The organism is Paractinoplanes brasiliensis, assembly GCF_004362215.1.
In the GTDB taxonomy this organism is placed as follows: Bacteria; Actinomycetota; Actinomycetes; order Mycobacteriales; family Micromonosporaceae; genus Actinoplanes; species Actinoplanes brasiliensis.
The window spans coordinates 1,485,455-1,508,646 of record NZ_SNWR01000002.1 but is presented as its reverse complement, the minus strand read 5'-3'; the positions used below and the strand labels follow the sequence as shown (position 1 = coordinate 1,508,646).

The 23,192-nt window shown below is 69.3% G+C and carries 19 protein-coding genes; 8 read left to right on the top strand and 11 right to left on the bottom strand.

Annotated elements, in window-relative coordinates:
• Window positions 1–4 precede the first annotated feature (4 nt).
• The 8 genes from C8E87_RS38910 to C8E87_RS38875 all read right to left on the bottom strand — a co-directional run bounded on the left by C8E87_RS38910 (window position 5) and on the right by C8E87_RS38875 (window position 7,801).
• The gene (locus C8E87_RS38910) at window positions 5–682 is read right to left on the bottom strand and encodes an ABC transporter ATP-binding protein (RefSeq protein ID WP_133878361.1); all 678 of its coding nucleotides are present in this window, start codon (window positions 680–682) and stop codon (window positions 5–7) included.
• Window positions 679–1,566: an ABC transporter ATP-binding protein gene (locus C8E87_RS38905; protein ID WP_133878360.1), complete on the bottom strand. Its 888-nt coding sequence runs from the start codon at window positions 1,564–1,566 to the stop codon at window positions 679–681. Before C8E87_RS38905 ends, C8E87_RS38910 begins: the two co-directional genes overlap by 4 nt.
• 62 nt (window positions 1,567–1,628) lie before the next feature.
• Complete coding sequence (locus C8E87_RS38900) at window positions 1,629–2,573, bottom strand: class I mannose-6-phosphate isomerase (protein ID WP_133878359.1); 945 nt, start codon at window positions 2,571–2,573, stop codon at window positions 1,629–1,631.
• Entirely contained in the window at window positions 2,570–3,769 is a 1,200-nt protein-coding gene (locus tag C8E87_RS38895; RefSeq protein WP_133878358.1) for an ADP-dependent glucokinase/phosphofructokinase, read from the bottom strand. Before C8E87_RS38895 ends, C8E87_RS38900 begins: the two co-directional genes overlap by 4 nt.
• Window position 3,770: 1 nt before the next feature.
• The gene (locus C8E87_RS38890) at window positions 3,771–4,634 is read right to left on the bottom strand and encodes a ketose-bisphosphate aldolase (RefSeq protein WP_133878357.1); all 864 of its coding nucleotides are present in this window, start codon (window positions 4,632–4,634) and stop codon (window positions 3,771–3,773) included.
• A 38-nt stretch (window positions 4,635–4,672) separates the two neighbouring features.
• Window positions 4,673–5,521, bottom strand: coding sequence for a carbohydrate ABC transporter permease (locus tag C8E87_RS38885; RefSeq protein WP_133878356.1), 849 nt, complete (start codon window positions 5,519–5,521; stop codon window positions 4,673–4,675).
• On the bottom strand, window positions 5,521–6,456 hold the full coding sequence (locus C8E87_RS38880; protein WP_133878355.1) for a carbohydrate ABC transporter permease: 936 nt from the start codon (window positions 6,454–6,456) through the stop codon (window positions 5,521–5,523). Before C8E87_RS38880 ends, C8E87_RS38885 begins: the two co-directional genes overlap by 1 nt.
• A gap of 55 nt (window positions 6,457–6,511) precedes the next feature.
• Window positions 6,512–7,801 carry an ABC transporter substrate-binding protein gene (locus tag C8E87_RS38875; protein ID WP_133878354.1) on the bottom strand — a complete coding sequence of 430 codons (1,290 nt, stop codon included), beginning with the start codon at window positions 7,799–7,801 and terminating at the stop codon, window positions 6,512–6,514.
• Between the two features lie 288 nt (window positions 7,802–8,089).
• On the opposite strand from C8E87_RS38875, the gene C8E87_RS38870 reads away from it, so the two are divergent.
• Window positions 8,090–8,902 carry a DeoR/GlpR family DNA-binding transcription regulator gene (locus tag C8E87_RS38870; protein ID WP_239080074.1) on the top strand — a complete coding sequence of 271 codons (813 nt, stop codon included), beginning with the start codon at window positions 8,090–8,092 and terminating at the stop codon, window positions 8,900–8,902.
• Window positions 8,903–8,977: 75 nt separating this feature from the next.
• Here the strand turns inward: C8E87_RS38870 and C8E87_RS38865 are convergent, their stop codons facing one another.
• A complete protein-coding gene (locus C8E87_RS38865; RefSeq protein WP_133878352.1) occupies window positions 8,978–9,913 on the bottom strand; it encodes a cyclase family protein in 936 nt (311 codons plus the stop codon).
• 319 nt (window positions 9,914–10,232) lie between these two features.
• On the opposite strand from C8E87_RS38865, the gene C8E87_RS38860 reads away from it, so the two are divergent.
• Together C8E87_RS38860 and fxsT are read left to right on the top strand one after the other, a co-directional pair.
• Window positions 10,233–11,735 (top strand): VMAP-C domain-containing protein, encoded by a 1,503-nt coding sequence (locus tag C8E87_RS38860; protein WP_133878351.1) that lies wholly within the window; start codon window positions 10,233–10,235, stop codon window positions 11,733–11,735.
• Window positions 11,732–15,553: an FxSxx-COOH system tetratricopeptide repeat protein gene (gene fxsT / locus C8E87_RS38855; RefSeq protein WP_133878350.1), complete on the top strand. Its 3,822-nt coding sequence runs from the start codon at window positions 11,732–11,734 to the stop codon at window positions 15,551–15,553. The genes C8E87_RS38860 and fxsT overlap by 4 nt, the downstream gene beginning before the upstream one ends.
• A gap of 3 nt (window positions 15,554–15,556) precedes the next feature.
• On the opposite strand, the gene C8E87_RS38850 is transcribed toward fxsT, so the two are convergent.
• Both C8E87_RS38850 and C8E87_RS44050 read right to left on the bottom strand, forming a co-directional pair.
• Window positions 15,557–17,374 (bottom strand): aKG-HExxH-type peptide beta-hydroxylase, encoded by a 1,818-nt coding sequence (locus C8E87_RS38850; RefSeq protein WP_133878349.1) that lies wholly within the window; start codon window positions 17,372–17,374, stop codon window positions 15,557–15,559.
• A 23-nt stretch (window positions 17,375–17,397) separates the two neighbouring features.
• Window positions 17,398–17,574 (bottom strand): FxSxx-COOH-like cyclophane-containing RiPP peptide, encoded by a 177-nt coding sequence (locus tag C8E87_RS44050; protein WP_166661423.1) that lies wholly within the window; start codon window positions 17,572–17,574, stop codon window positions 17,398–17,400.
• A 133-nt stretch (window positions 17,575–17,707) separates the two neighbouring features.
• On the opposite strand from C8E87_RS44050, the gene C8E87_RS38845 reads away from it, so the two are divergent.
• From C8E87_RS38845 to C8E87_RS38825, 5 genes are all read left to right on the top strand, one after another.
• A complete protein-coding gene (locus C8E87_RS38845; RefSeq protein ID WP_133878348.1) occupies window positions 17,708–18,763 on the top strand; it encodes an esterase/lipase family protein in 1,056 nt (351 codons plus the stop codon).
• 99 nt (window positions 18,764–18,862) lie between these two features.
• Window positions 18,863–19,717: an aldo/keto reductase gene (locus C8E87_RS38840; protein WP_133878347.1), complete on the top strand. Its 855-nt coding sequence runs from the start codon at window positions 18,863–18,865 to the stop codon at window positions 19,715–19,717.
• A 44-nt stretch (window positions 19,718–19,761) separates the two neighbouring features.
• Window positions 19,762–20,442, top strand: a complete 681-nt coding sequence (locus tag C8E87_RS38835; RefSeq protein ID WP_133878346.1) for a TetR/AcrR family transcriptional regulator — start codon at window positions 19,762–19,764, stop codon at window positions 20,440–20,442.
• 447 nt (window positions 20,443–20,889) lie between these two features.
• The gene (locus C8E87_RS38830) at window positions 20,890–22,008 is read left to right on the top strand and encodes an FAD-dependent oxidoreductase (RefSeq protein ID WP_133878345.1); all 1,119 of its coding nucleotides are present in this window, start codon (window positions 20,890–20,892) and stop codon (window positions 22,006–22,008) included.
• Window positions 22,009–22,214: 206 nt separating this feature from the next.
• Complete coding sequence (locus C8E87_RS38825; protein ID WP_133878344.1) at window positions 22,215–23,192, top strand: LacI family DNA-binding transcriptional regulator; 978 nt, start codon at window positions 22,215–22,217, stop codon at window positions 23,190–23,192.

Genomic DNA, 23,192 nt, shown 5'->3' with positions numbered 1-23,192 from the left:
CCGGTCACGGCGTCACGTGCCCGTCGGCGATCCGGATCACCCGGTCGGCCAGCGCCATCATCACCGGGTCGTGGGTGGCGACGACGGCCGTGACGCCCTCGGACTCGACCACTCCGCGCAGCAGCGCCATCACGGCCAGGCCGGTCTCGGCGTCGAGCTGGCCGGTCGGTTCGTCGGCGATCAGCAGGCGCGGCGACGCGGCCAGGGCGCGCGCGATCGCCACCCGCTGCTGCTGGCCGCCGGAGAGCTCGCCGGGCCGCTGCTCGGCGTGGCCGGCCAGCCCGACCAGGTCGAGCAGCAGGGCCACCCGCTTCTCGCGTTCGGCCGGCTCGGCCCGGGCCAGCCGCAGCGGCACGCCGACGTTCTCGGCCGCCGACAGCACCGGGATCAGGCCGAAGGTCTGGAAGATGTACGAGACCCGCTCGCGCCGCAGCTTCGACAGCCCGTCCTCGTCGAGGCCGCCGAGGTCGAGCCCGTCGACGACCACCGAGCCGGAGTCGGGCCGGTCGAGCCCGCCGACCACGTTGAGCAGCGTGGTCTTGCCCGAGCCGGACCGGCCGACCAGGGCCACCATCGTCCCCGGCTCGACGTCGAACGACACGTCGCGCAGGGCGTGCACGGCGGCCGGGCCCGTGCCGAACGTACGGTTGACGCCCTTGACCGAGAGCAGGGCGCCGCTCACGCGTCGGGCCTGATCGTGATGTGGTCGGGCTCGAGCGCCAGGCGGACCCGGCGGGTCAGCGCGAGCGCCTCGCGGTAGTCGCGGGGCACCTGGATGCGCCCGGCCCGGTCCATCACGGCGTACTCCTCGGCGATGACATGGGTGCCGCCGTCGTCGGCGGTGGTCGTGCGGCGCAGCACCTCGCTGCTGGTGCGGCCGTCGCGGATGGCCACCGTGCGCTCGACCTGCCCGCTGACCGCGGGGTCGTGGGTGACGACGACGACGGTGACGCCGAGGTCGCGGTTGACGTCGCGCAGCCCGCCGAACACCTCGGCCGAGGTGGCGGTGTCGAGCTCGCCGGTCGGCTCGTCGGCCAGCAGCACCTGTGGCCGGTTGGCCATGGCGACGGCGATGGCGACCCGCTGCTGCTGCCCACCGGAGAGCTGGCCGGGCCGGCGTTTGGCGCAGTCGCCGACCCCCAGCGCCTCGAGCAGTTCCCCGCTGCGCTCGCGGCGTTCACGGGCGGGGACGCCGGCCACCGCCATCGGCAGGTCGACCATCTGCTCGGCGCTCAGATAGGAGATCAGGTTGCTGGCCGTCTGCTGCCGGACGAAGCCGACGGTGTGCCGCCGGTAGCGCACCCGGTCGGCCCGCGACATCGCCAGCAGGTCCCAGCGGCCGACCCGGGCCCGGCCGGCGGTGGGGGCGTCGGTGCCGGCCAGGATCGACAGCAGGGTCGACTTGCCCGAGCCGGAAGCGCCGACGACGGCGACCATCTCGCCCCGCTCGACCACCAGGTCGAGGCCCTGCAGAGCCTGCACCTCGACCGGCCCGGTCTGATAGATGCGGACCAGGCTCTCGCACTCGATCAGCGCGCCGTCAGCCGCCTCCGGCGCACTCGGCATGTCCGTCCCCCGTCCGTGAAGATCCTTTTATACCGGAACACCACGGAACTTACGAGAGGGGGTCAAGCGGACAGGCGGATCACCTCGAGCTTGCCCTCCGGGTAGAGCGGACCCGCGGCGTACGGGACCAGCAGGGTGTCGCCACGGCGGGTGGGCACCGCGTCGTGCTCGCCCGAGATCATGCCCTCGCCCGAGATCGTGACCAGAATGCTGAAGCCGCGCGGCAGACGGTCGCCGCCGGTGTGCCGGGTGGCCGTGAAGAACTCGTCGGCCGCGGCGGGCAGCAACCGGTCGCCGCCGCCGCGCAGCCCCGCGAGACGGTCCGGCGACCAGGCGCTGCGGTCGACGCACTGCAGGGCCAGGTCGTAGCCGAGGCCGAGGTGCCCGTCGGCCAGGCCGAAACCCTCGTACTCCAGCAGCACCGAGAAGTCGGTCGGCTCCTGCACCTCGACCAGCAGGATCCCGTCGCCGATCGCGTGCGGCAGCCCGGCCGGGCACAGGAGGGCGTCACCGGCGGCGACCGGCACGCGGTTGGTCGCGGCGAGCATGTCACCGGCCCTCTGACCGGCCACCCACGCGGCCAGCTCGCCCGCCTCGACGTCACGGGCGAACCCGAGGTGCACGTACGCGTCCGGGCGAGCCTCCACGATCACCCACGCCTCCGTTTTCCCGTACGGGGAACTCAGGTGCTGATGGGCGTATCGGCGATCCGGGTGCACATGCAGCGGCAGGCGCTGACCGGCGTCGAGCAGCTTGACCAGCACACCGGTGTCGGCGCGGCCGGGACCCAGCCAGAACCGCGGGTCGGCGGCGATCGCCTCGGCCAGCAGCCCGCCGTCGGGCAGGCTCGACTGGCCCGACGGGGCGAGGCCGAACCGGTCGGTGGTCGAACCCACCCAGTCCTCGGGGCGGTCGGCGATCGCCGGCACGTTGCGGAACGCGGCGATCCGCCCGGCGCCGCGGTAGAACGTCTCGGGCTGGTTCGCGGGCAGGGCGATGACAGTCAACGGTGGGCCTTTCCAGCGATGGCGGAGAGGAAGCCGCCGACGAAAGTGTCCCCGAGACCGACCGTGGTCGGGGTGGCGACGTCGAGAACGAACCCGGGAATCACCCGTGCCGGGCCGTCCATCAGCTGTTCCAGCTCCGCGGCGAAGCTCGCCGGCCGCCGGGGACGCCGCCGGATGTGCTCGACGTCCTCGCCGGTGAAGCTGTCGCCGTGCACGTAACGCGTCGCTGCCATCACGATGCCGGCGTCGACCGCTCCGGCGTAGTCGTGGGCGCGCGGGCCGAACACGCCGGCCCAGTACTTGGTGTGCAGCACGAGGGCCGGAGCCGGGATCAACGCGCGCACCTCGGCGACGGCCGCGGCCACGTCCGCCGGGGAGAGCAGATCGACCGTACGCCCGAGGTAGGACTGCAGCTCGTCCTCGTTCAGCCCGTACACGTCGATCCGGTCGAGCAGCGCGTCACGGACCCGGGCGCTGAACGCGGGCTCATGGTACGCCGCGTCCTCGAAGTAGGTGATCGCCGACGGCGGCAACCGGGTCATGTGCGTACGGAGGTCCCGAAGGCGCTCGTCGAGCAGCACGGCGTCGCGCATCGCGTTGAACCCGGAGATCAGGAAGACCTCGGCCCGGGACAGCCGCTCGCCCAGGTCGCCGGTGAGCAGCATGGTGTCGTTGGGCGGGTCGTTGACGTAGATCAGCCGGTTCGGGAACGGGGCGGTGACGGCGATGTCGCCCGCCTCGACGTGCAGCCCCTGGTCGAACTGGACGATCAGGTGCGGATAGAAGGTGTCCTCCGCGCCCGACGAGAACCATTCGGTGCCGGTGGGCAGCAACCGGCGGAAGTCGTCGTTGACGGTCACCAGGTGCAGCGTGGACGGGATGCCGAGCCGGTGCAGCAGCAACCCGGCGCGCACCGAGGTGCCGCCGAGGGTCGTACGGTGGGGAAAACGCGCGGCGAAGGCGGCCAGGGCCGGGGCCGAGGCGACGAAGTGCTCGCCGCCCCCGCCCCGGGCCACGTAGCCCAGGATCGACACGACCAGGTCCCGTTCGCCGCGCACGACGGCGGGCGGCGACGTGAGTTCGGCGGCACGGACGCCGTACGAGGTGATCAGCTCCTCGAGGACGACGGCGGTGAGCTTGAGCTCGAAGTCCACACAGCCGCCGAGGCCCAGGAGCACACGGGACGCATCGCTCATGTCAGTACAGCGAGGCCTTGCCGGCGGCGCCGAACAGCTCGATCTTCTGCGCGGCGACCTCGTTCATGGCCGCGATGCAGGCGGGCTGGATGGCGTTGGGCTCGCGGGTCTTGGGGTCGTTGCCAAGCACCTCGCGCATCTTGTTGTGGTAGGCGACCTTGATGTCGGTCGAGATGTTGATCTTGTTGATGCCGGTGCGCGCGGCCTCGCGGATCTCGTCGTCTGGGTTGCCGGAGCCGCCGTGCAGCACCAGCGGGATGCCGACCCGGCCCTTGATCTCCTTGAGCAGGTCGAGCTTGAGCTCCGGCTTCATGTTCGCCGGGTACATGCCGTGGAAGGTGCCGATCGCGATGGCCAGGCTGTCGACGCCGGTCTGCTCGACGTAGGTGACCGCGTCGTCGGGGTCGGTGTAGATGATGGTGTCCGAGCCGCCCTCGGCGTACGTGTCGTTGCCGCCGATCGTGCCGAGCTCGCCCTCGACCGAGACGCCCAGGATGTGCGCGGACTCGGTGACCTTGCGGGTGATCGCCAGGTTCTCGTCGAACGGCTTCATCGACGCGTCGATCATCACCGAGGTGAAGCCGTACTGGATCGCCTGCAGGGCCTGCTGATAGGTGGCGCCGTGGTCCCAGTGGATCGCGATCGGCACGCTGGAACGGTGCGCGCGCTCGATGATGCCGGCCACCATCTCGCGGCCGATGTGGGCCACCTCGTCGGGGTGGATGGCCACGATGAGCGGGGCGTTCGTCTCCTCACTGATCTCCACGATGCCCTTGAACATCGCCCAGTCGCTGATGTTGAAGGCGGGCACGGCGAAGTTGTGCTCGTTAGCGACGTCGAGAATCGCCTTGCCGGTCGTCAGCATGTCCGTGTTTCTCCTTTGGTGCGTTGCTGGGGGGTGTGTCAGGCCTTGACGGCGCCGGAGGTGAGTCCCCCGATGAACCGCCGCTGGAAAATGAGGAAGAGGACGAGGACCGGGATGGACCCGAGGATGCTCATGGCCATCATCTGGTTCCACTCGTACGAGTGCTGACCCATCAGCAGCTGGATGCCGATCGGGACGGTGCGCATGTCGTCGGTGCGGGTGAGCGCGAGCGCGAACAGATACTCGTTCCACGAGATCATGAAGGTGTAGACGCCGACCGCGATCAGGCCCGGCACCGAGATCGGCACGAGGATCCGCCAGAGCGCTGTCCAGCTGTTGCCGCCGTCGACCTTGACCGACTCGTCGAGCTCCTTGGGGAGCGTGTTGAAGTAGGCGGTCATCATGATGATCGCGTACGGCAGCGTGAACACCATGTGGGTGAGGATCAGCCCCGGGTACGTGTTGTAGAGCCCGAGCGCGACGACGAGCCCGAAGTACGGAATGACCAGCGTGATCGGCGGCACGGCCTGGACGCTGACGATCACCGCGTTGATCGTCTTGGCGAACGGGAACGTGAACCGGCTGAACGCGTACGAGGCCAGGACCGCGACGAGCAGGGTCAGCAGGGTCACCGCGATCGCCACGATGTAGCTGTTGAGGAAGAACCGCAGCTGGGCGCCGTTGCCCAGGATCTCGGTGTACGCGTCGAACGAGAAGTTCTCGGTGGTCAGCCTGGGCGGGTTCTGGAAGACCTCGCCGTTGGCCTTGAACGAGGTGGAGAGCATCCACAACACCGGCAGGCCGGCGAACAGGCCGCCGAGCGTCAGCCCGATGATCAGGCCGGTCTTGGCCAGGGTGCGGCGGCCCTTGGCACTGGTGGCTGTCATCACCGCTCCCTTTGCTGACGGACGTAGAAGAAGGCGAGGATCATCGTCAGCAGCAGGACGATCACGGCGCTGGCCGAGGCGGTCGCGAACTCGTACTCGCTGAAGGCCAGCTTGTAGGTGAAGGTGCTGAGCATCTCGGTCGAGTTCAGGGGCCCCCCGCCGGTCATCATCCAGATCAGCGCGAACTGCTGGGACGTCCAGATCAGGTCGAGCACGGCCATGCTGATGATCACCGGGCGCAGCTGCGGGATCGTCACGTTCCAGAACTTCTGCCACGGGTTCGCCCCGTCGACCGACGCCGCCTCGTACAGCTCGCCGGGGATGCCCTGCAGGCCGGCCAGCAGGCTGATCATGAAGAACGGGTAGCCGGACCAGATGTTCACGAACGTCACGACCCACAGCGCCGAACCCGGGTCGCCGAGCCAGTTCACCCCGTCCTGCACGATGCCCAGGGTCTGCAGCACGTAGTTGACGACGCCGGCGGGATCGAGCAGCAGCCGCCAGATGACGGCGATGACCGCGATCGTGAACAGCCAGGGCAGCACGTAGACGACCCGGAAGATCGCCTTGGTGACGCCGCTCAGCAGGCCCGAGTTGAGCATCATCGCGAACGCCAGGCCTAGCAGCAGGTGGGCCACCATGCTGACGGTGATGAAGATGAACGTGTTCTTCAGCGCCGCCGTGAAGTCCGGGTCGGTCAGCACCTCGGTGTAGTTGGCGAACCCGGCGAACACCGAGTTCTCCTGGACGATCACGTTGTCGCGGAACGAGTAGCTGATCACCATGATGATGGGGACCACCATCAGGACCACGATCAGCACCACGGTCGGGGACAGGTAACCGAACGGGACGAGCCGCCGAGCCAGGTTCTTCGTGGTGCGCGTGGGCGCCTCGGGCTCGGCCGGCGGCGGCTTTTCCACGGTCAGGGAAGTCATTGCTGTCTCCTTGGTGCGGGCGCCGCGCCCGGGCGGGGCGCGGCGCCCGAGCCGGCTATTCGATCACCGAGGACCAGGCGTCCTGGGACTTGGCGAGGGCGTCGTCGACGCTGCTCTTGCCGGTCAGCACCAGCTGGAGCTGCTCGTCGAAGCTGCGCATCAGATCCTCGGACTTGGGCAGGCCGACGAACTCGTTGGCCGGGAAGCCCTCCTGGTAGATCTTGAATGCTTCCTCGAACAGCGGGTCGCTCTTGCTGAAATCGGGCTTGGCCGTCTTGTTGCCGGGGAAGCCGTTCGCCAGCGTGGCCAGCTCGGCGTTGGCCTTGGCGTCCATCAGGAACTGCACGAGCTTGAACGCCTCGGCCTTGTGCTTCGAGGAGTCCGCGACCCCGATGCCCCAGGACGCGTACGGGATGCCGCGCTTGCCGGTGAAGCCGTCCTCGGCCGGAACCGGCGCGATGGCGAACTTCAGGTTCGGCGCGTTCTCCTTGACCAGGTTGATGTGCGCGAGCGAGTCGATCATCATGCCGACCTGGCCGGTGGTGAACTTCTCGACCTTGTCCTGCTCCTTCATGGTCAGCGAGCCCTCGGCGATCACGCCGGCGTCGTTGAGGCTCTTGACGTACTCGACCACGCTCTTGACCTGCGGCGTGGTCAGCGCGGGCTTGCCGTCGGCCAGCATGCTGCCGCCGGAGGCCCACAGCCACGACATCACGTCGTTCTGGATGCCGTTGGGGACGGCGGTGTCCAGCGGGAGCGCCCACCCTTTCACGTTCCCGCCGGTCGCCGTGATCTTCTTGGCCGCGTCGGCGAACTCGGTGCGCGTGCTGGGCACCTTGTCGACGCCGGCCTTGGTGAGCAGGTCCTGGTTGACGAAGAGCGGGTAGACGAAGTTGACCACCGGGATCATGTACGTCTTGCCCTCGAGCTGGATCTGGCTGGCCAGCTGGCTCGAGTCGTAACCGGCCTCGTCCATCAGCTTGGTCAGGTCGGCGATCGCGCCCTGCTTGGCGAAGTCGTTGACCCAGGCGCCGTCCAGACCGACCACATCGGGCAGCGTCTTGGACGCCGCGCCGGTGACCAGCTGCTGCTTGGTCGACGCGTACGGGCCGCTGAGCAGCTTGACCTTGATGTTCGGGTTCGCGGTCTGGAACTCGTTGATGATCTTGTCGAACGACCCGTCGGGGAGTTCCGGCGCCCACCACTGGGCGAATTCGAGGGTCACAGTCCCGTCCGACGCGACGTCGTCCGAGTCACCACCACCGCAGGCACCCAGCGCGAGCGCGACTGTGGCGGCCGTGAGGGCCCCTATCAGCCGCGTCCGAGACGCCTTCCGAATGGCCATGTCGAGCTCCTTCTATAGAGAGTTCCTTCTGTTCTCTGCGAGGTGAGCGTCACGTTAGCAACGTGTTACGGGAGTTAACAAGGGCAAGAACAGCAGAATCTTGCGTAGTCCTGCAGGATGCGGCAAGGTTGCCTCCGGGTCCGATCGGGCGATTGCCGGGTGAAGGCCTGCTGGTGCAGGATGTGCAGCCTGATTGCGCGACTCTGCGGCTCTGCGCTGCTTCTCGCGGCGGTGCGGATCGGGAACGTCGGGTTGTGGCATACTGCCGCACAAAACCGAGGGGGAGCGGTGAGCGTCGATAAGGATGAGCGGCAACGCCATCTGCCGGCCGGGCGCAAGGCGCAGCTGGCGGCGTACGTGGCGGAGGCCGGGCAGGTCACGGTCAGCGCGCTGGCCGAGCGGTTCGGCGTCTCGATCGACACCGTGCGGCGCGACCTCGACCAGCTCAGCGCCGACGGCGTTCTCGTGCGCACGTACGGGGGAGCGGTCAGCCGGTCCACCCTGCAGCGCACCGACCGCGCGGTCGACCAGCGGCTGAGCATTCAGGAGCAGGAGAAGGACCAGATCGCGCAGCTGGCCGCGGCCCTGGTCGAGGACGGCTCGACCATCATGATCAACGGCGGCACGACCACGCTCGCGCTGGCCCGCAACCTCGGCCGGCATCGCGAGCTCACCGTGGCCACCAACAACCTGCTGGTGCCGGCCGCGCTGCCGTCGAGCGCGATCCGCGACATCTACGTCTTCGGCGGCGCCGTCCGCGCGCTCACCCTGGCGACCATCGGGCCGGTCAGTTTCCGCGCCAACGGCGGGGCCGACCTCGACATCAGCTGCGACCTGGCGCTGATCGGCGTGGGCGCGATCTCGGGCGACGCCGGCTTCACCACCAGCAACCTGGCCGAGGCGGCCATGATGCAAGAGATGATCTCCCGCGCCGAGCGGGTGGCGATCCTGGCCGACTCCTCCAAGTTCGGCCGCCGGCTGTTCGCCCAGGTCTCCGAACTGGCGGCGGCCGACTACCTGGTGACCGACACGATGCCCCCGCCCGACCTCCAGGAGGCCCTCGAGGCCGCCCAGGTCGAGGTGATCACCCCCGGGCGGTGACCGGGTCAGCGCGCCCGGTCGTAGACCAGAGACAGTTCGCCGTGCTCATCCGGGGATCGCTCGGCTTGGCGTAGCTCAGAACGTGGCGATCGGGTTGACCGGGCTGCCCGACGTGCCGGCCAGGCGGACGGGGGCGACCGCGAGCTGGAAGTCCCACTGGTTCAGCTCGATCGCCGTCGCCGCGCACGCCTCCAGGTCGCAGTTGTCGACCAGCCACAGGCCCATCGCGACCAGTCCCACGGCGTGCACCGGCATCAGCACGCCTTCGTAGCCGGACGGCTGCACCTCCTGCGGGGTGTCGGCCCCGATCAGCGCGACCCCGCGGTCCCGCAGCCACGGCAGGCAGGACGCGTGCCAACCGGCCTGCGTGATGCCGCCCGCGTCACCGGCCTCGTGCCGGCGGCGCCCGTAGCCGGTGCGCAGCAGCACCGCGTCGCCGGAGCGCACCCGTACGCCCTGCCGCCGCTCGGCTGCCTCGAGGTCGCCGGGGAAGACGCCCTGCCCTGGTTCCAGCCACGGCACCTCACGGACAGCGGCCACGTCGAGCAGGACCCCGCGCGTGACGATGCCGTCCGCCGCCGCCGTGACCGCCGCCCACGCCGAGCCCGTCGTCGCGCCGACCAGCTCGTGCGGCCGTCCGTTGTACATCCGGCCGTCCCAGAACAGGTGGCACGGCGAGTCCAGATGGGTGATGGTGTTGCCGTGGAACATCAGGCCGACCCGCTCGTTCGAGAACCCCCAGCGCCGGTCGGCCTGAAACGCGGGCGGCATGTGCTCGGCGCCCGGCATGTCCACCGCGTACGGGCACGAGGTTGTCGCCCGCTCCATCTCGGACAGTTCCCACGCGCAGGACACGCTGCGGCCGTGCCGTACAGCGCGCGCCGCCGCCAGCCGTACGTCGTCGGTGATGAGGTTGAGGGTGCCGCGCTGGTCGTCGTCACCCCACCGCCCCCAGTTCGACAACGTCTCGAAATACCCGAGCACGTCCTCCCGCGTCGGCGCCGCCGTCATCCTGTTCCCCTCCGTCCGGGTGTCGACCCGCCGGACATTACCGCGAACCGGACAGGTGATCGCCGCGTTACGAGGCGCGGAGCACGGGCGTGCCGCAGGGTTTCTCCCCGTGAACGTTGCGCGGGGTGCGTCTTTTTTTGACAGGATGGTTCACGCCATGGAGGCGTGCCAGGACGCGGTCTTCGCGCGTGCCGACACGTTTCGGATCTAAGGTTCGCCAGCTGCCGGTCCGGGACGGGCAGAGGGTAGCCTGATGCGACCGGAGACCCCGGTATCCGTCCGCCATACACCGATCCGCCATACACCGACCTGTGAGTAGATGAAGACTGAGCAGACCAGCGGTGACCAGGCCCGGCACCGGATCCGACCGGTGCTCGTCGGGGTGCTCGAACGCACCCGCCTCGTACGGACGCAGTCCAGCCGGCAACTCCTCATCGAGCAGCTCCAGGACCGTCTGGGTCAATTCTCCTTGCGTGAGCACTCCGAGATCCGGCTGCAGACGGCCGAGTTGGTCCGTGCCTGCAGCCGGCTCACCGATGGAGTGCAGGTCCTGGTCGAGACCGTCGAGTACCTGGAGCCGGACACCGACGAGATCAACCAGCTGCGGCGCCTGCGTGACGAGTGGGAGGCAGCCGACGTCCTGAGCGAGGACGACTGGACGACGCTGCGGCCCTTTCTGGAAAATCTGACGCCGACCAACCTCACGGTCCTCTATCAACGCGCTACTGAGCATCGGTCGCCGGGGCCGCCTTCGTGGTGCGCCGACGCCTGGCAGGCGTTCGTCCATCTCGCCGGGCAGAACGCCGGACCGGACGGCCTCCAGCCGAGCACGAACTTCCTGGTGCTGCTGGAGGATCAGGTGGATCCGAAGGCGGCACGGTGGATCCGGCTGCGCAACAGCCGGCTCGCCGGCGGGCAGGGCCTGACCCGGCAACTGGAGGAACGGCGGGCCTATCTCGCTCGCGGCGGAGAACAACCGTCAGCGTCGGCTGCCTACCTGGTCGTGCTGGTCGAGCCGCACCTGGATCCGGTCGGTGACGAGGAGAAGTACTCCCTGTCGCACTTCCGTCAGTGGTACGGCGCCGATTCCTGGTATTCACGACGAGGGGAGACGATTCTGGTTCACCTCCGCGACCTGGAGCGTGAGGTGGAGCAGCTGATCGAGCAGATGGAGATCGACTGGTCGGACCGGACGGGCACGGTTTTCGTCGAGTTCGTGCTGCCTTGGGAACTGCTCAACATCGGAGTGGACCGCTGGCGCAAGGAGTCCGATTCCGCACGGCCGATCGCGCTGTCGATGGATTATCCGGTGGTGGTCCGCAGTCTGGAACGGCTTCGCACTCAGCGCTGGCATCGAGCCTGGCACCAGCGTTGGCGGCAACTGCTGAAGGCGCCCGCGCACAGCAAGGTCTACTGGAGCCATCCCGGCGGGAGCGATTACTTCACGCGGCTCGAGTCCGAACTGAAGGCCGACGATCGTATCGTCTCGCTCGTGTTGAGCGAGCCACCGGCCCAACGGGGCGAAACCGGCCAGCAGGAGATCGAGGCAGCCCTCCGTGCGGGGCTGCCGGTGATCATCTGGCATCGGAACGACTGCACCGGCGCGGAGTTCCGGGAAGCCGTCACCAGCATGGTGACCGATGGTGGCGTCGGCCGGTTGCCGCTTCGGGCGAAAGAGTTGCGGCACGAGGCGTTACGACTGGAGCCCGACCAGAGGGACGGCCACATCGGTCACCATCTGACGATTCTGTGGGACGACCCCGAGCGCAGGCCCGACGCGCTGGGCACTCCCGCTGACCGAGGGATCGGGGAAAGCTGGTGACCCGGGGCGATGCCGAGGACACCTGGGGAGCCATCTCACAGGCGCTTCGCCCGCTGTCCGAGTCGTCCCCCGGCGGAGCAAGCCGGTGGGAAGTGACGGTGCTGCTCGACGCCGCGCCCTCCATGGCGGTCTGGAGCGACATCGTCGACGGTGTGGTCGAGGTCCTGCGTGGCCACGCTGATTTCGGCGATGTCACCGTGCTGCCGTTGGACGCCTCCACGATGGACGACACCGGTCCTGACCGATCGATCGTCGGTCCCGGCCGGATAGTCCTGATCCTCACCGACGGCACGGGCCCCGCCTGGCATGCCGGTACGATGCTGCCGTTGCTGAGCGCCTGGGGCCGCCGGTCACCGATCGCCATTCTTGACCTCCTTCCCCAACTTCAGTGGTATCGGACGGGGATCCGCCCACGACGACTGCGGATGTGGCTGCCCACCCCCGCGCCGGCGTCCGCCAACGCCGACTTCGCGTGGGAGATGCTCAGCCCGGTGCCCGAGGTGTTCGACGAACCCGTGGGCGACGACCCGGTGCCGGTTCCGGTTCTCGAGCTCGATTCCCGGTGGCTGGCGGCCTGGGCCACTCTGCTCACCGGTGGCGGGTCCCGGCTGCCCGCCCTGCTGGCGAACGACTCCGTGCCGCAGGACGTGACCGTGCCGGCGACGGCGCAGGACGTCAGTGCCCGGACGCGGGTCCGCGAGTTCACCGCGTGGGCAACGCCGACAGCCGTCACTCTGGCCACGCAGCTCGCGGCGGCACCGCTCAACCTGGCGTTGATGCGATCGGTTCAGCGCGCCCTGATTCCGGAGGCGCAGACCTCGCATCTGTCCGAGATCCTCAACAGCGAGCTGCTCTATCCGGTGTCGGCCGCCGGCGCGGTCCCCGAGGGCGCCGGGATCGCCTATGAGTTCCACCGGGGAGTCCGGGAGGAACTGCTTGCGGCCGGCCGCCGGGCGGACGCTGCGCGGGTGCTGCGGGTCGTCGACGAGCAGTTGGGACCGAACGTTCCGGCGGTACGAGGGCTGAGCCGCATGCTCGACGATCCCGACGCGTCTCCGATGTCGCCGGTGACCCCGGAAACCGCGCCGTTCATCCGGGTCGAACGGGCTGTGCTTCGCGCTCTTTCCGGGCGTTACCTCGCCCGGGCCCGCCATTTGCACGAAGCGTTGGGCGTAGAACCGGAACTGTCGTCGGTGAGCGCAACGACGGGCACGTCCTTTGCCACAATGGAATCGGCAGCACCGGGCACCACCGATCGCAGATCCGAAGGAGCAGGCGTGTCGTCGAGCAGGGTGGCGGACGTGACCACGTCACCGAGGACACCGGCCAAAGCGCCGGCCATCTGGGGAAACGTCCCGCCCCGCAATCCCAACTTCACCGGCCGGGAGGCTCTGCTGGCGAACCTGCACGAGCAGATGCGGGTCGGTACGACCGCGGTGCTGCCGCACGCGCTGCAAGGCATGGGTGGCGTGGGCAAGTCGCAGCTCGCGGTGGAATATGTGTACCGCCACCAGCACGAGTACGACGTCGTCTGGTGGATCCCGTCCGAGCGGCCGGCTCAGATCGGCAATGCCCTGGCCGAACTGGCCCAGCGACTGCAGCTGCCGGTGGGCCCGGAGGCCAATGCCGCGGTGCCGGCCGTGCGCGAGGCCCTGCGACTGGGGCAGCCGTACGCCAATTGGCTTCTGATCTTTGACAACGCGGAAAGCCCGGAGGCGGTGCAGCGGTACTTTCCCAACGGCGGGCCCGGGCACATCATGGTCACTTCTCGTAATCCGCAGTGGTCGAGCATCGCTCAGCAACTGGAGGTGGACGTCTTCGCGCGTCGCGAGAGCGTCGATCTGCTCCGGCGGCGCGGCCCGGAGCTCAACGACGATGACGCGATCCGGCTGGCCGAGGCGCTCGGCGACCTCCCGCTGGCGTTGGACCAGGCCGCTGCGTGGCGCGCCGAGACCGGAATGCCCGCCGACGAGTACCTGCGCCTTTTCGAGCAGAAGAGGACCGAGCTTCTCGAGGTATCGGTGCCGTTGGACTACCAGCTTCCGGTTGCGGCTGCCTGGAACGTCTCGCTGGACCGCTTGGCCGATTCGAGCCCGGGCGCGCTCCGGTTGCTGCAGGTCTGCTCCTTCTTCGCGCCGGAGCCCATTCCCCGGACCCTGTTCAGCCGCGGCCGGGCCAGCGACGTGAACCCCGAGCTGGACGAGGTGCGGCGTGATCCGATGCGGCTCAACCGGGCCATTCGTGAGATCAACCGTTACGCCCTGGCAAAGATCGACTATCGGACCAACTCGATCCAGATGCACCGCCTTGTTCAGGCCGTGCTGATGGACCGGCTCGACGACGCCGAACAAGGGTCCATGCGCCGAAGCGCGCACCTCCTGCTGGCCGACGGCGACCCCAACGATCCGAACTCGCCGGACAGCTGGCGTGCCTACGCCGATCTCTACCCGCACGCCATGACGGCTCAGGCGTTCCGGTCCACCGAGCCGTGGGTGCAGCAGCTCGTCGACAACCTGTCCCGGTATCTCTACTGGTGGGGCGATCACCACGCCGCGTTCGAGCTCGCCACGCGGGCGTACGAGGCTCGCCGGGAGCAGTTGGGGGCCACTCATCAGTCGACCTTGCGGATGGGTCACTGGGTGGGGTGGCTGTTGTTCGTTCTCGGCCGGTTCGACGATGCGGCCCGGCTCAACCAGACGGTGCTGAACGCCTACCGCGAGACCGTCGAAGAGGACAATGAGGATCTGCTGCGTGCGCTGGGCGCCGTCGCTGCCGACCGCCGGGTGGCCGGCGACTTCAAGGGAGCGCTGGAACTGGCCGAGGAGGTCTATCAACGGCACGTGCGGGCACTCGGCCCGGACGACGTCGAGACCATCACCGCGGCCCACAACCTCGCGGTGAGCCTGCGGCTGACCGGCGAGCTGCTGAGGGCGTCCGAGATCGACGAGGAGAACCAGCGGCTGCGAATTCAGCTGTACGGCACCGAGCATCCGATCACGCTGGAGAGCACGCGCAACCTGATCACCGACCGGTGTGAGCTCGGCGATTACGTCAGTGCTCGATCCGAGGCGCAGGCAGTGGCCGATCAATTGAGTCATCAGCTGACCCCGGGTCACCCGCAGACCCTGCGAGCGATGCGGACCCTGGCTGTGGCCCTCCGGAAGGCCGGCGACCATCGAGCCGCCCGCCGGATCTCCGAGGAGGTCCAGGAGGGCTTCCTCACCCGGTACGGCGAGGACCACCCGGACACCATCGCGGCCTCCCTCAACCTCTCGAGCGACCTGCGGGAGACCGGGGACCTCGACAGCGCAGCCGAGCTGGGCGAGCGGGTCTACGAACGTTACCGGCGGCTGCTCGGCAGCGACAGGCACCCGCACGTCATCGCCGCCAAGCTCAACTGGGCGGTCACCCAGCGGCTGCGGGGCAGAGTGGACGAGGCCCGGCAGATGGACGAGGAGGGTTTCGCCGAGCTGCGTGAGCAACTGGGCGATGACCATCCGCTCACGCTGTCGGCGGCGCTCAATCTGGCGAGCGACCTCTATGCCCAAGGGGAGTACGCCCTGGCTGTCGAGCGGGACACCGACGCGATCGAGCGTCTGGCGCGCGTCCTGGGGCCGAACCACCCGACCACCCTTGCCGGTCAGGGAAACCGGGCGATGGACCTGCTCAAGCTGGGGCGACTGGAGGAATCCGCCGAGGTGCACTCGAGCGCGGTGGAGAACTTCCGGCGGCTTCTCGGCGACGACCATCCGGCCACGGCCGTGGCGGTGGATCTCACCCTGCGGGCCAACTGCGACATGGATCCGCTGCCGCTGTGAGCGTCATCCCGGCCCTATCCAGCCGGCGAGCTTCACCGGGTCGCTGATCTCACCGGTCGAGCTGCGGACGGCCTGATGCACAGCCCGGACCAGTTCGGGCCGGCGCATCAGCGCGTCCGCGGCCCGGCCCGGCCCGGCCGCGGACAGGACAAGTCCGAGCCCGGCCCAGGCGCTCGGGCTGTCCGGGTCCACGGACAGTGCGGCGAGATACCCGTCGCGGGCGTGGTCCAGTTCACCCGCCACGTAGGCGAGATCGCTGGGGCCCGCGCCGGTGACGTGGGCGCCGATCGTCGACGGGTCGCGCCGGAGCTGGTCGAAGCCGGCAGGATCGGTCAGGCGCCAGAGCATCAGAACGGCCCTGGCGTCGAGCCCGCGGGCGCCGGGATCGGCCGCGACTACTGGCGCCGGCCCGGCCTGCTCGGGGCGGTCGACGCCGGCCGTCCAGGATGCCGCGAGCGCGTCCACGACCTCCGCCGACGGCCGCAGATGGTGAAGCCGCCACCGGGCCCGGTGATCGCTGACGGCGGCGTCGGCGGCCACCCGCACTCGCGCCGGCACGTCGTCACTCCGCCAGCCGTCCGCCGTGGCCATGAGGCCGTGCACGAGATTCTTGCCCACCTCGGTGAGCTGCGGCAGCTCGGCCAGCATCGCCAGGGTGGCGTGGACCTGCCGGCGCCAGCGGGCGAACTCGAAGTGGGCCAGCGCAGCGGTGCTGCCCGAGGACCGCTCGCGGAGGGCTCGCCAGAACTCGGTGATTCCGGCGAACGCGTAAACGCCCTGCAGCAGCCCACCCAGCGGCCTGGGATCGTCACGCCACGGCGCGTACAGCCTCTGCACCGGCTCGCCGGTGTGCAGAGGCGCCAGGTGCAGCAGGGCACCCAGCTTGATGTGCTGGAACTCGTGGACCATCGTGACCGCGAGCTCGACCGCGTCCCGCGGCTCGGACATGATCATGCTGCCGAAGGCGTCCCCCGCGGAGGCGCTCATAGTCCGGAAGCGCTCCGCCGGCGGCTGGGGCACCACGGAGAAGAGTCCCTGTGCCATCGGCGCGGCGAGCGGAGGGCTCGTCTCGACCAGCAGGCGCCATGCCTGGGTCAGCAGCTCGCGCCAGTGACGCAGCTCCGGTTCGCTCAGCAGGTGGGGCGGTGTCGGCGCCCGGAGATTGCGGTACGGGTCCAGGCAGTCCAGCCGGACCGCGAGGGTCTGCCCGGCCGCTTCGACGCGAACGCCCGGCATCGCATTCCACCTGCTTCCGCCGACCACCACCGCGCCGTCCGGTGTCTCGACCACACCGGATCCGCCGGCGCCGTGCACGTCGGTGCGGTCCCACTGCCGAGTGCCCGGCACGTGCGCGGCGCCGAGGGTCGGCAGCACTGTGAAACCGTCCCGCACCGGCACGGTGATCCGGAAGTCGGCGCCGGTGCTCAGCGCTGCCGCGGCGGCGAGGGTGTGCAGATAGCCGAGGTCCACCCAGAGCGGCGCCGGGGAGTCGGCTGTTCCACGCAGGCGTCGCAGAACATACCCCGCCCAGATGCCCACCTGCGGATGCAGCAAGAGGCCGGCGACCTTCGGCGGATCGCGTCGCTCTGCCTCGACGAGCAGTGCCCATGCGGTCCCGACGGAGGCAAGTGGACCGACGTCGTGTTCGGGCCGGACGAGGTCGAGCAGGGCACGCAGTTGGAGCATCCGCCAGCTGCGCTCGACGGTCAGAAGCTGGGTGACGGAATCGGCGTCCCCGCCGCCGGAGAAGAGTGCTGTCACATGCTGCTTGTCCAGCCGATGGTGGCGGGGCGGCCCGTCCGAGGCGCCGTCATTGCCCATGCAGGAACTCCGACCCAATCATGTTAATCAATGCGTTGAGGATTGTAGCCGCTGGTGATGCTCTCGGGATCGTCGATGCGCCGCAGCAGCCGATGTATGGTCGGGGCCAGGATCTGCTCGTCGTAAGTGGGCAGATCGGCGAGGGTCACCTCCGTAAGGTCTGCCACGTCTGACTCGATGTCGTCGATCGATCGGATCACTGAGGCCGTCTCCTCACGTCGCTGCGGTTCCGTCGCTCATCATGTCGCACGCGGTAACGATCCTGGAAGCGGTAAGTGAGGGGTGGCCACTTCGGAGCGGATGGCGTTGGACCGCCTACGGTAGGTTGACGTCATGAGCGGGGACCTGGGAGTCGTCTTCATCCACGGGATCCTGTCGTCGGCCGACACCTGGTCACCGTTCCTGAGCCTGATCGAGCGGGACGCCGATCTGAGCTTCGTGGCGCCCTCCACGTTCTCCTACCCGAGCCCCCCGCTGTCGCTGAGTCCGCTGCGGCGGATACCCGACATCAATGACATCGCCGACAGCTTACGTACCTACTTGACCCATGAGCGCGCCGATGACACCGGGCTCGTGCTGGTCGCGCACAGCCAAGGCGGTCTGGTGGTGCAGCGGATGCTCGCACGCACGCTCGCCGACGGTCGCGGTCCCGAACTGGCCCGGATCCGCCGCATCGTGCTGTTCGCCTGCCCCAACTCCGGCTCCGAGCTGCTTCTGCTGCTGCGCCGCGGTCTGCTGCGGTGGCATCCTCAGGAGCGTGACCTGAGACCGCTCAACCGGGACATCACCGAGGCGCACCGGATCGTGCTCAACCAGGTCATCCACGCCACCACAGTGTCGGAGTCCACTTGTCCGATCAGGATCACCGCGTACGCGGGGGACAGCGACGGTGTCGTCACTCCCGTCTCGGCGAAGAGTGTCTTTCCCGAAGTGGGAGTGTTGCCCGGCGACCACTTCACGATCATCAAACCGGACTCGACCGGCCACCGTTCCTACGCGGCACTGAAACGGCACCTGAGGGAGGCGCGGTTGACCGACGTACCCGAGCCCGCACCGAACGCGTCCACACCGGCCGGGTCATCGGCGCCACGGCCGCCCGCCGATCTGTACCGTGTGCTGGTGGACAGATTGCTCACTGTCCCGAGAATGAGCGAGCCGGCGTTCCGCGAACAGATCTACGACCTGCTGCCGCCGGTGATCATCCACCAGATGCGCCGCGACAACGCCGCCCGGGTCGAGCTTTTCTCCCTGCTGCGCAGCTTTGAGCACTACCGTCACCTCGCGCCGTGGGATTCGCTTGCCGTGGCGCTGGAAACCCTGGTTCCGGAGCATCCGGCGGTCACCGGTGTGCTGGACGATCTGGCGAGCGCGGGACTGAGGACGGCGTAACGGCGTGGCCCGCAAGGGGAAGTTGTGTGACATGCACACCTTCGCCGGGGTGCCGATCGGCGTAGCGTCGCTCAGGAGACGTTCGTCGGAGGGAGTTCAGTGGTGAGCACACCGGACGCGAGCAAGGCGGGAACCATCGACGTCGGCGGCGACCTCACGGTCAATCGCCTCGGGTACGGCGCCATGCGGATCACCGGGGACGGCATCTGGGGCGACCCGAAGAGCCGGGACGAGGCCAAGGCGGTGCTTCGCCGGGCGGTCGAGCTGGGTGTCAACTTCATCGACACGGCCGACTCGTACGGGCCCGACGTGAGCGAGACGCTGATCGCCGAGGCGCTCCACCCGTACGCCGAGGATCTGGTCGTCGCGACCAAGGGCGGGCTGACCCGTCCGGGGCCGGGGCACTGGGTGCCGAACGGCCGGCCCGAGCATCTGCGGTCGGCGCTGGAGGGCAGCCTGCGGCGGCTCCGCCTCGAGCAGATCCCGCTGTACCAGTTCCACCGGATCGACCCCGAGGTCCCGCTCGAGGATTCGATCGGCGCGATCGTCGAGTTGAAGAACGAGGGCAAGATCCGGCACATCGGGGTGTCGAACTTCGACGAGTCGCAGCTGCGGGCGGCCCAGCGGCTCACGCCGATCGTGTCGATCCAGAACCGCTACAACGTTGACGACCGCAAGTCGGAGTCGCTGGTCGACCTGTGCGAGCAGGAGCAGATGGTGTTCCTGCCGTGGGCGCCGATCCAGAACCTCGACGGCAACGCGGCCGTGCAGGAAGCGGCCACGAAGTACGGCGTGACCCCCCACCAGGTGGTGCTGGCGTGGTTGCTGGCCCGGTCGCCGCAGATCCTGCCCATTCCCGGTACGGGTTCGGCCGGTCACCTGGAGGAGAACATCGCGGCCGCCGGGCTGAAGCTGACCCCGGCCGAGGTGGCGGCCATCAGCGGCTGGAGCTGATCGCCGGGCTTGCCGATGACGAACGTGTTCGTTACGATCGCGTTATGAGTCCTCGTCGTGTTCCCGTGAGCCGCCGCGACCGGCCCGCCAAACCCCCGCTGAGCCGGGAGGGCGCTGTCGCGGTGGCCATGCGGATCATGAGGGAGGAGGGGCTGGCACGCGTCACGATGCGGCGGCTGGCGGCCGAGCTCGACACCGGCCCGGCCTCGCTGTACGTCTACGTGGCCAACATGGCCGAGCTGCACGGCGCCATCCTCGACGAGTTGCTGGCCGGCCTCGACCTGCCGTCCGGTGGCGGCGCGCGGTGGCAGGAGGAGCTGCGCCAGATCCTGTGCACCTACACCGAACTGCTGATCGGCCAGCCGAGCCTGGCGCGGTCGGTGCTGACGCTGCGGCCGTCCGGGCCCCACTACGTACGGTTGGTCGACACGCTGCTGGGGTTGCTGCGGGCGGGCGGCGCCTCGGTCGAGCAGGCCGCCTGGGGCGTCGACCTGCTGCTGCAACACGTCACCGCGACCGCCGCCGAACAGGGCGCCCGCGACGAGCAGGTCACGGCCGAGTCCGAGCAGTACGCCCTGGTCACCGCCCTGAGAGAGGCCACAGCGGCAGACCATCCCCACGTGGCCGAGGCCGGCGCGGCGCTCTTCTCCGGCACCGGCCCGCAACGCCTGTCCTGGATGATCGACGTGCTGGTCGCCGGCATCCGTACCGTACCGACCCCCTGACCGCGCCGCCGCCCGCCACGTAGTCACCGTCGCCGCCGTCACGTCACTGCCACCTGCACGCCGTCACCGCCACGCCGCCGTCACTGTTTCACGCCGCCGTCACTGTCACGCCGCCGTCACTGTCACGCCGCCGTCACTGTCACGCCGCCGTCACTGTCACGCCGTCATCACTGCCACGCCGTCATCACTGCCACGCCGCCGTCACTGGTCGCCACACGGTGTCGCACCCGACTACCCGCCCGCCGGCAGGGCAGCCGTCGCCAAATCGACTACCCGCCCGCCGGCAGGGCAGCCGTCGCCAAATCGACTATCCGCCCGACGGCAGGGCGGCCGTCGCTGCTGCGTCTGCCGTCTCGGACCACTCCCGCCGGCCCAGCCCCAGAGTCAACGCTCGTTGTCGCTCGCCCTTGCCGAACACGTTCGTCACGAACACAATTGGAGGAAATCATGACCACTCCCGTCACGATCGTCGGCGCCGGACTCGGAGGGCTCACCCTCGCTAGGGTCCTGCACCTGCACGGCATCCCGGCCACCGTCTACGAGGCGGACGCCTCACCCGACGCCCGTACGCAGGGCGGCATGCTCGACATCCACGACTACAACGGTCAGGTGGCGATCCGTTCGGCCGGGCTGACCGAGGAGTTCCGGCGCATCATCCACCCCGGCGGCGAGGCGATGCGCATCCTCGACCGGACCGGCACGGTGCACACCGACGAGGCCGACGACGGGCAGGGCGGCCGCCCCGAGGTGGACCGCGGCGACCTGCGGCGGATGCTGCTCGACTCGCTTCCTGAGGGCGTCGTGCGGTGGGGGAGCAGGGTCACCGGCGTACGGGAAGATCTTGATCTGGTGCTGGCCGACGGATCGACCGTTTCTCCCGGCCTGCTGGTCGGGGCCGACGGGGCCTGGTCGCGGATCCGGCCCTTGCTGTCGGACGCCCGGCCCGCCTATGCCGGGATGTCGTTCGTCGAGCTCGACCTGCGTGACGCCGACGTACGCCACCCCGGACCGGCCCGTACGGTGGGAGCGGGCATGCTGTTCGCGCTCGGACCCGGCCGCGGCTTCCTGGCTCACCGCGAGACCGACAACAGCCTGCACGTCTACGCGGCTCTGACCAAACCGTCCGATTGGATCGCCGGCGTCGACTTCACCGACACCGCCGGGGCCAAGGCTGTGCTGGCCGACGAGTTCCGCGACTGGGCGCCCGAGTTCCGGGCCCTGATCACCGAGGCGGACGGCCCGCTCATCCCGCGCGCCATCCATGTCCTGCCGATCGAGCATCGCTGGCCCCGGCGTCCCGGTGTGACCCTGCTGGGCGACGCGGCCCATCTCATGTCCCCGTTCGCAGGGGAGGGTGCCAACCTCGCCATGCTCGACGGCGCGCGCCTGGGTGAGGCCATCGCCGCCCACCCGGGTGATGCCGGGGCGGCGCTTTCCGCGTACGAGGACGAGCTCTTCCCGCGCAGCGCCGAGGCGGCCCGGGACGCGGCGAACAACCTGGCGCTCTGCTTCGCCGACGACGCGCCGCACGGCTTGCTGGCCCGGTTCGCCGCCTACGCCCGCTGACGGGCCGGGCTGTTCTCGCGCGGTGGAACGCGAGGGCAGCCCCGGCCCAGGACCGGTTACCAGTAGGTGCCGTCGGGGCCGGAGCCGGTCCCGTTGTTGCCGTTCGGCGTCGTCGATGAGCACAGATGTAAACGTTTTCAGCATCATACGCAACGATCGTGCTCGATGTCTTGACCGCCAAAACGGGCCGCGCCAAGACTGGCCGCGTGGCAGCGACCATCAAAGATGTTGCGCGAGCGGCCGGTGTCTCGGTCGCCACCGTGACCCGGGCGCTGTCCACCCCCGAGCTGGTCCGGCTCGACACCCGTGAGCGGGTGCGGGCAACGGCGGCCGCGCTCGGCTACCACCCCAACCGGGCCGCCCGCGGCTTGATCACCGGGCGTACGGGCAATCTCGGCCTGCTCGTCCCCGATCTGTCCAATCCGTTCTTCCCCGGCATCGTCAAGGGCGTGCAGGGACGCGCTCACGAGGCCGACCACGCCGTGTTCCTGGCCGACACCGACGAGGACCCGGCGGCCGAGGCCGGTCTCGTGCGCAAGCTGGCCAAACAGGTCGACGGCGTGGTGCTCTGCTCGCCCCGGATGCCCGAGGCCGAGTTGCGCGCGCTGGCCGGCGAGATCCCGATCGCACTCGTCTACCGCCGTGTCCCCGGCACCCCGTCGGTCACGGCGGCGTTCCTCGACGGCATGCGCCAGGCCGTCAGCCACCTGGTCGCGCTGGGGCACCGGCGGATCGCGTACGTGGGCGGGCCGCGCACCTCGTGGGCCAATCGCGAACGGGTGCGCTCGCTGCGCGCGGTCAGCAAGACCTCCGGTGTCGAACTGGTCGAGATGGGCAGCGTCATTCCCCAGTTCGAGGGCGGGGTGGCGGCTGCCGACCAGGTCATCGTGGCCGGCGTGACCGCGGTGATCGCCTACAACGACCTGGTCGCGCTGGGTCTGCTGCACCGCTGCGCGGCCCGGGGCGTACGGGTGCCGGCCGACCTCAGCGTGCTCGGCTTCGACGACATCCCGCTCGGCGCCATGGTGCACCCCGCCCTGACCACCGTCGCGCTGCCCCAGGGCGCGGCCGGGCGAGCTGCGGTCGATCTGCTGCTGAACGAGAGGCAGGACCGCAAGGAAAGGCTCGAACTTCCCACCCAACTGATCGTCCGGGGCTCCACCGGCCCCGCAGAAGGGTCATGA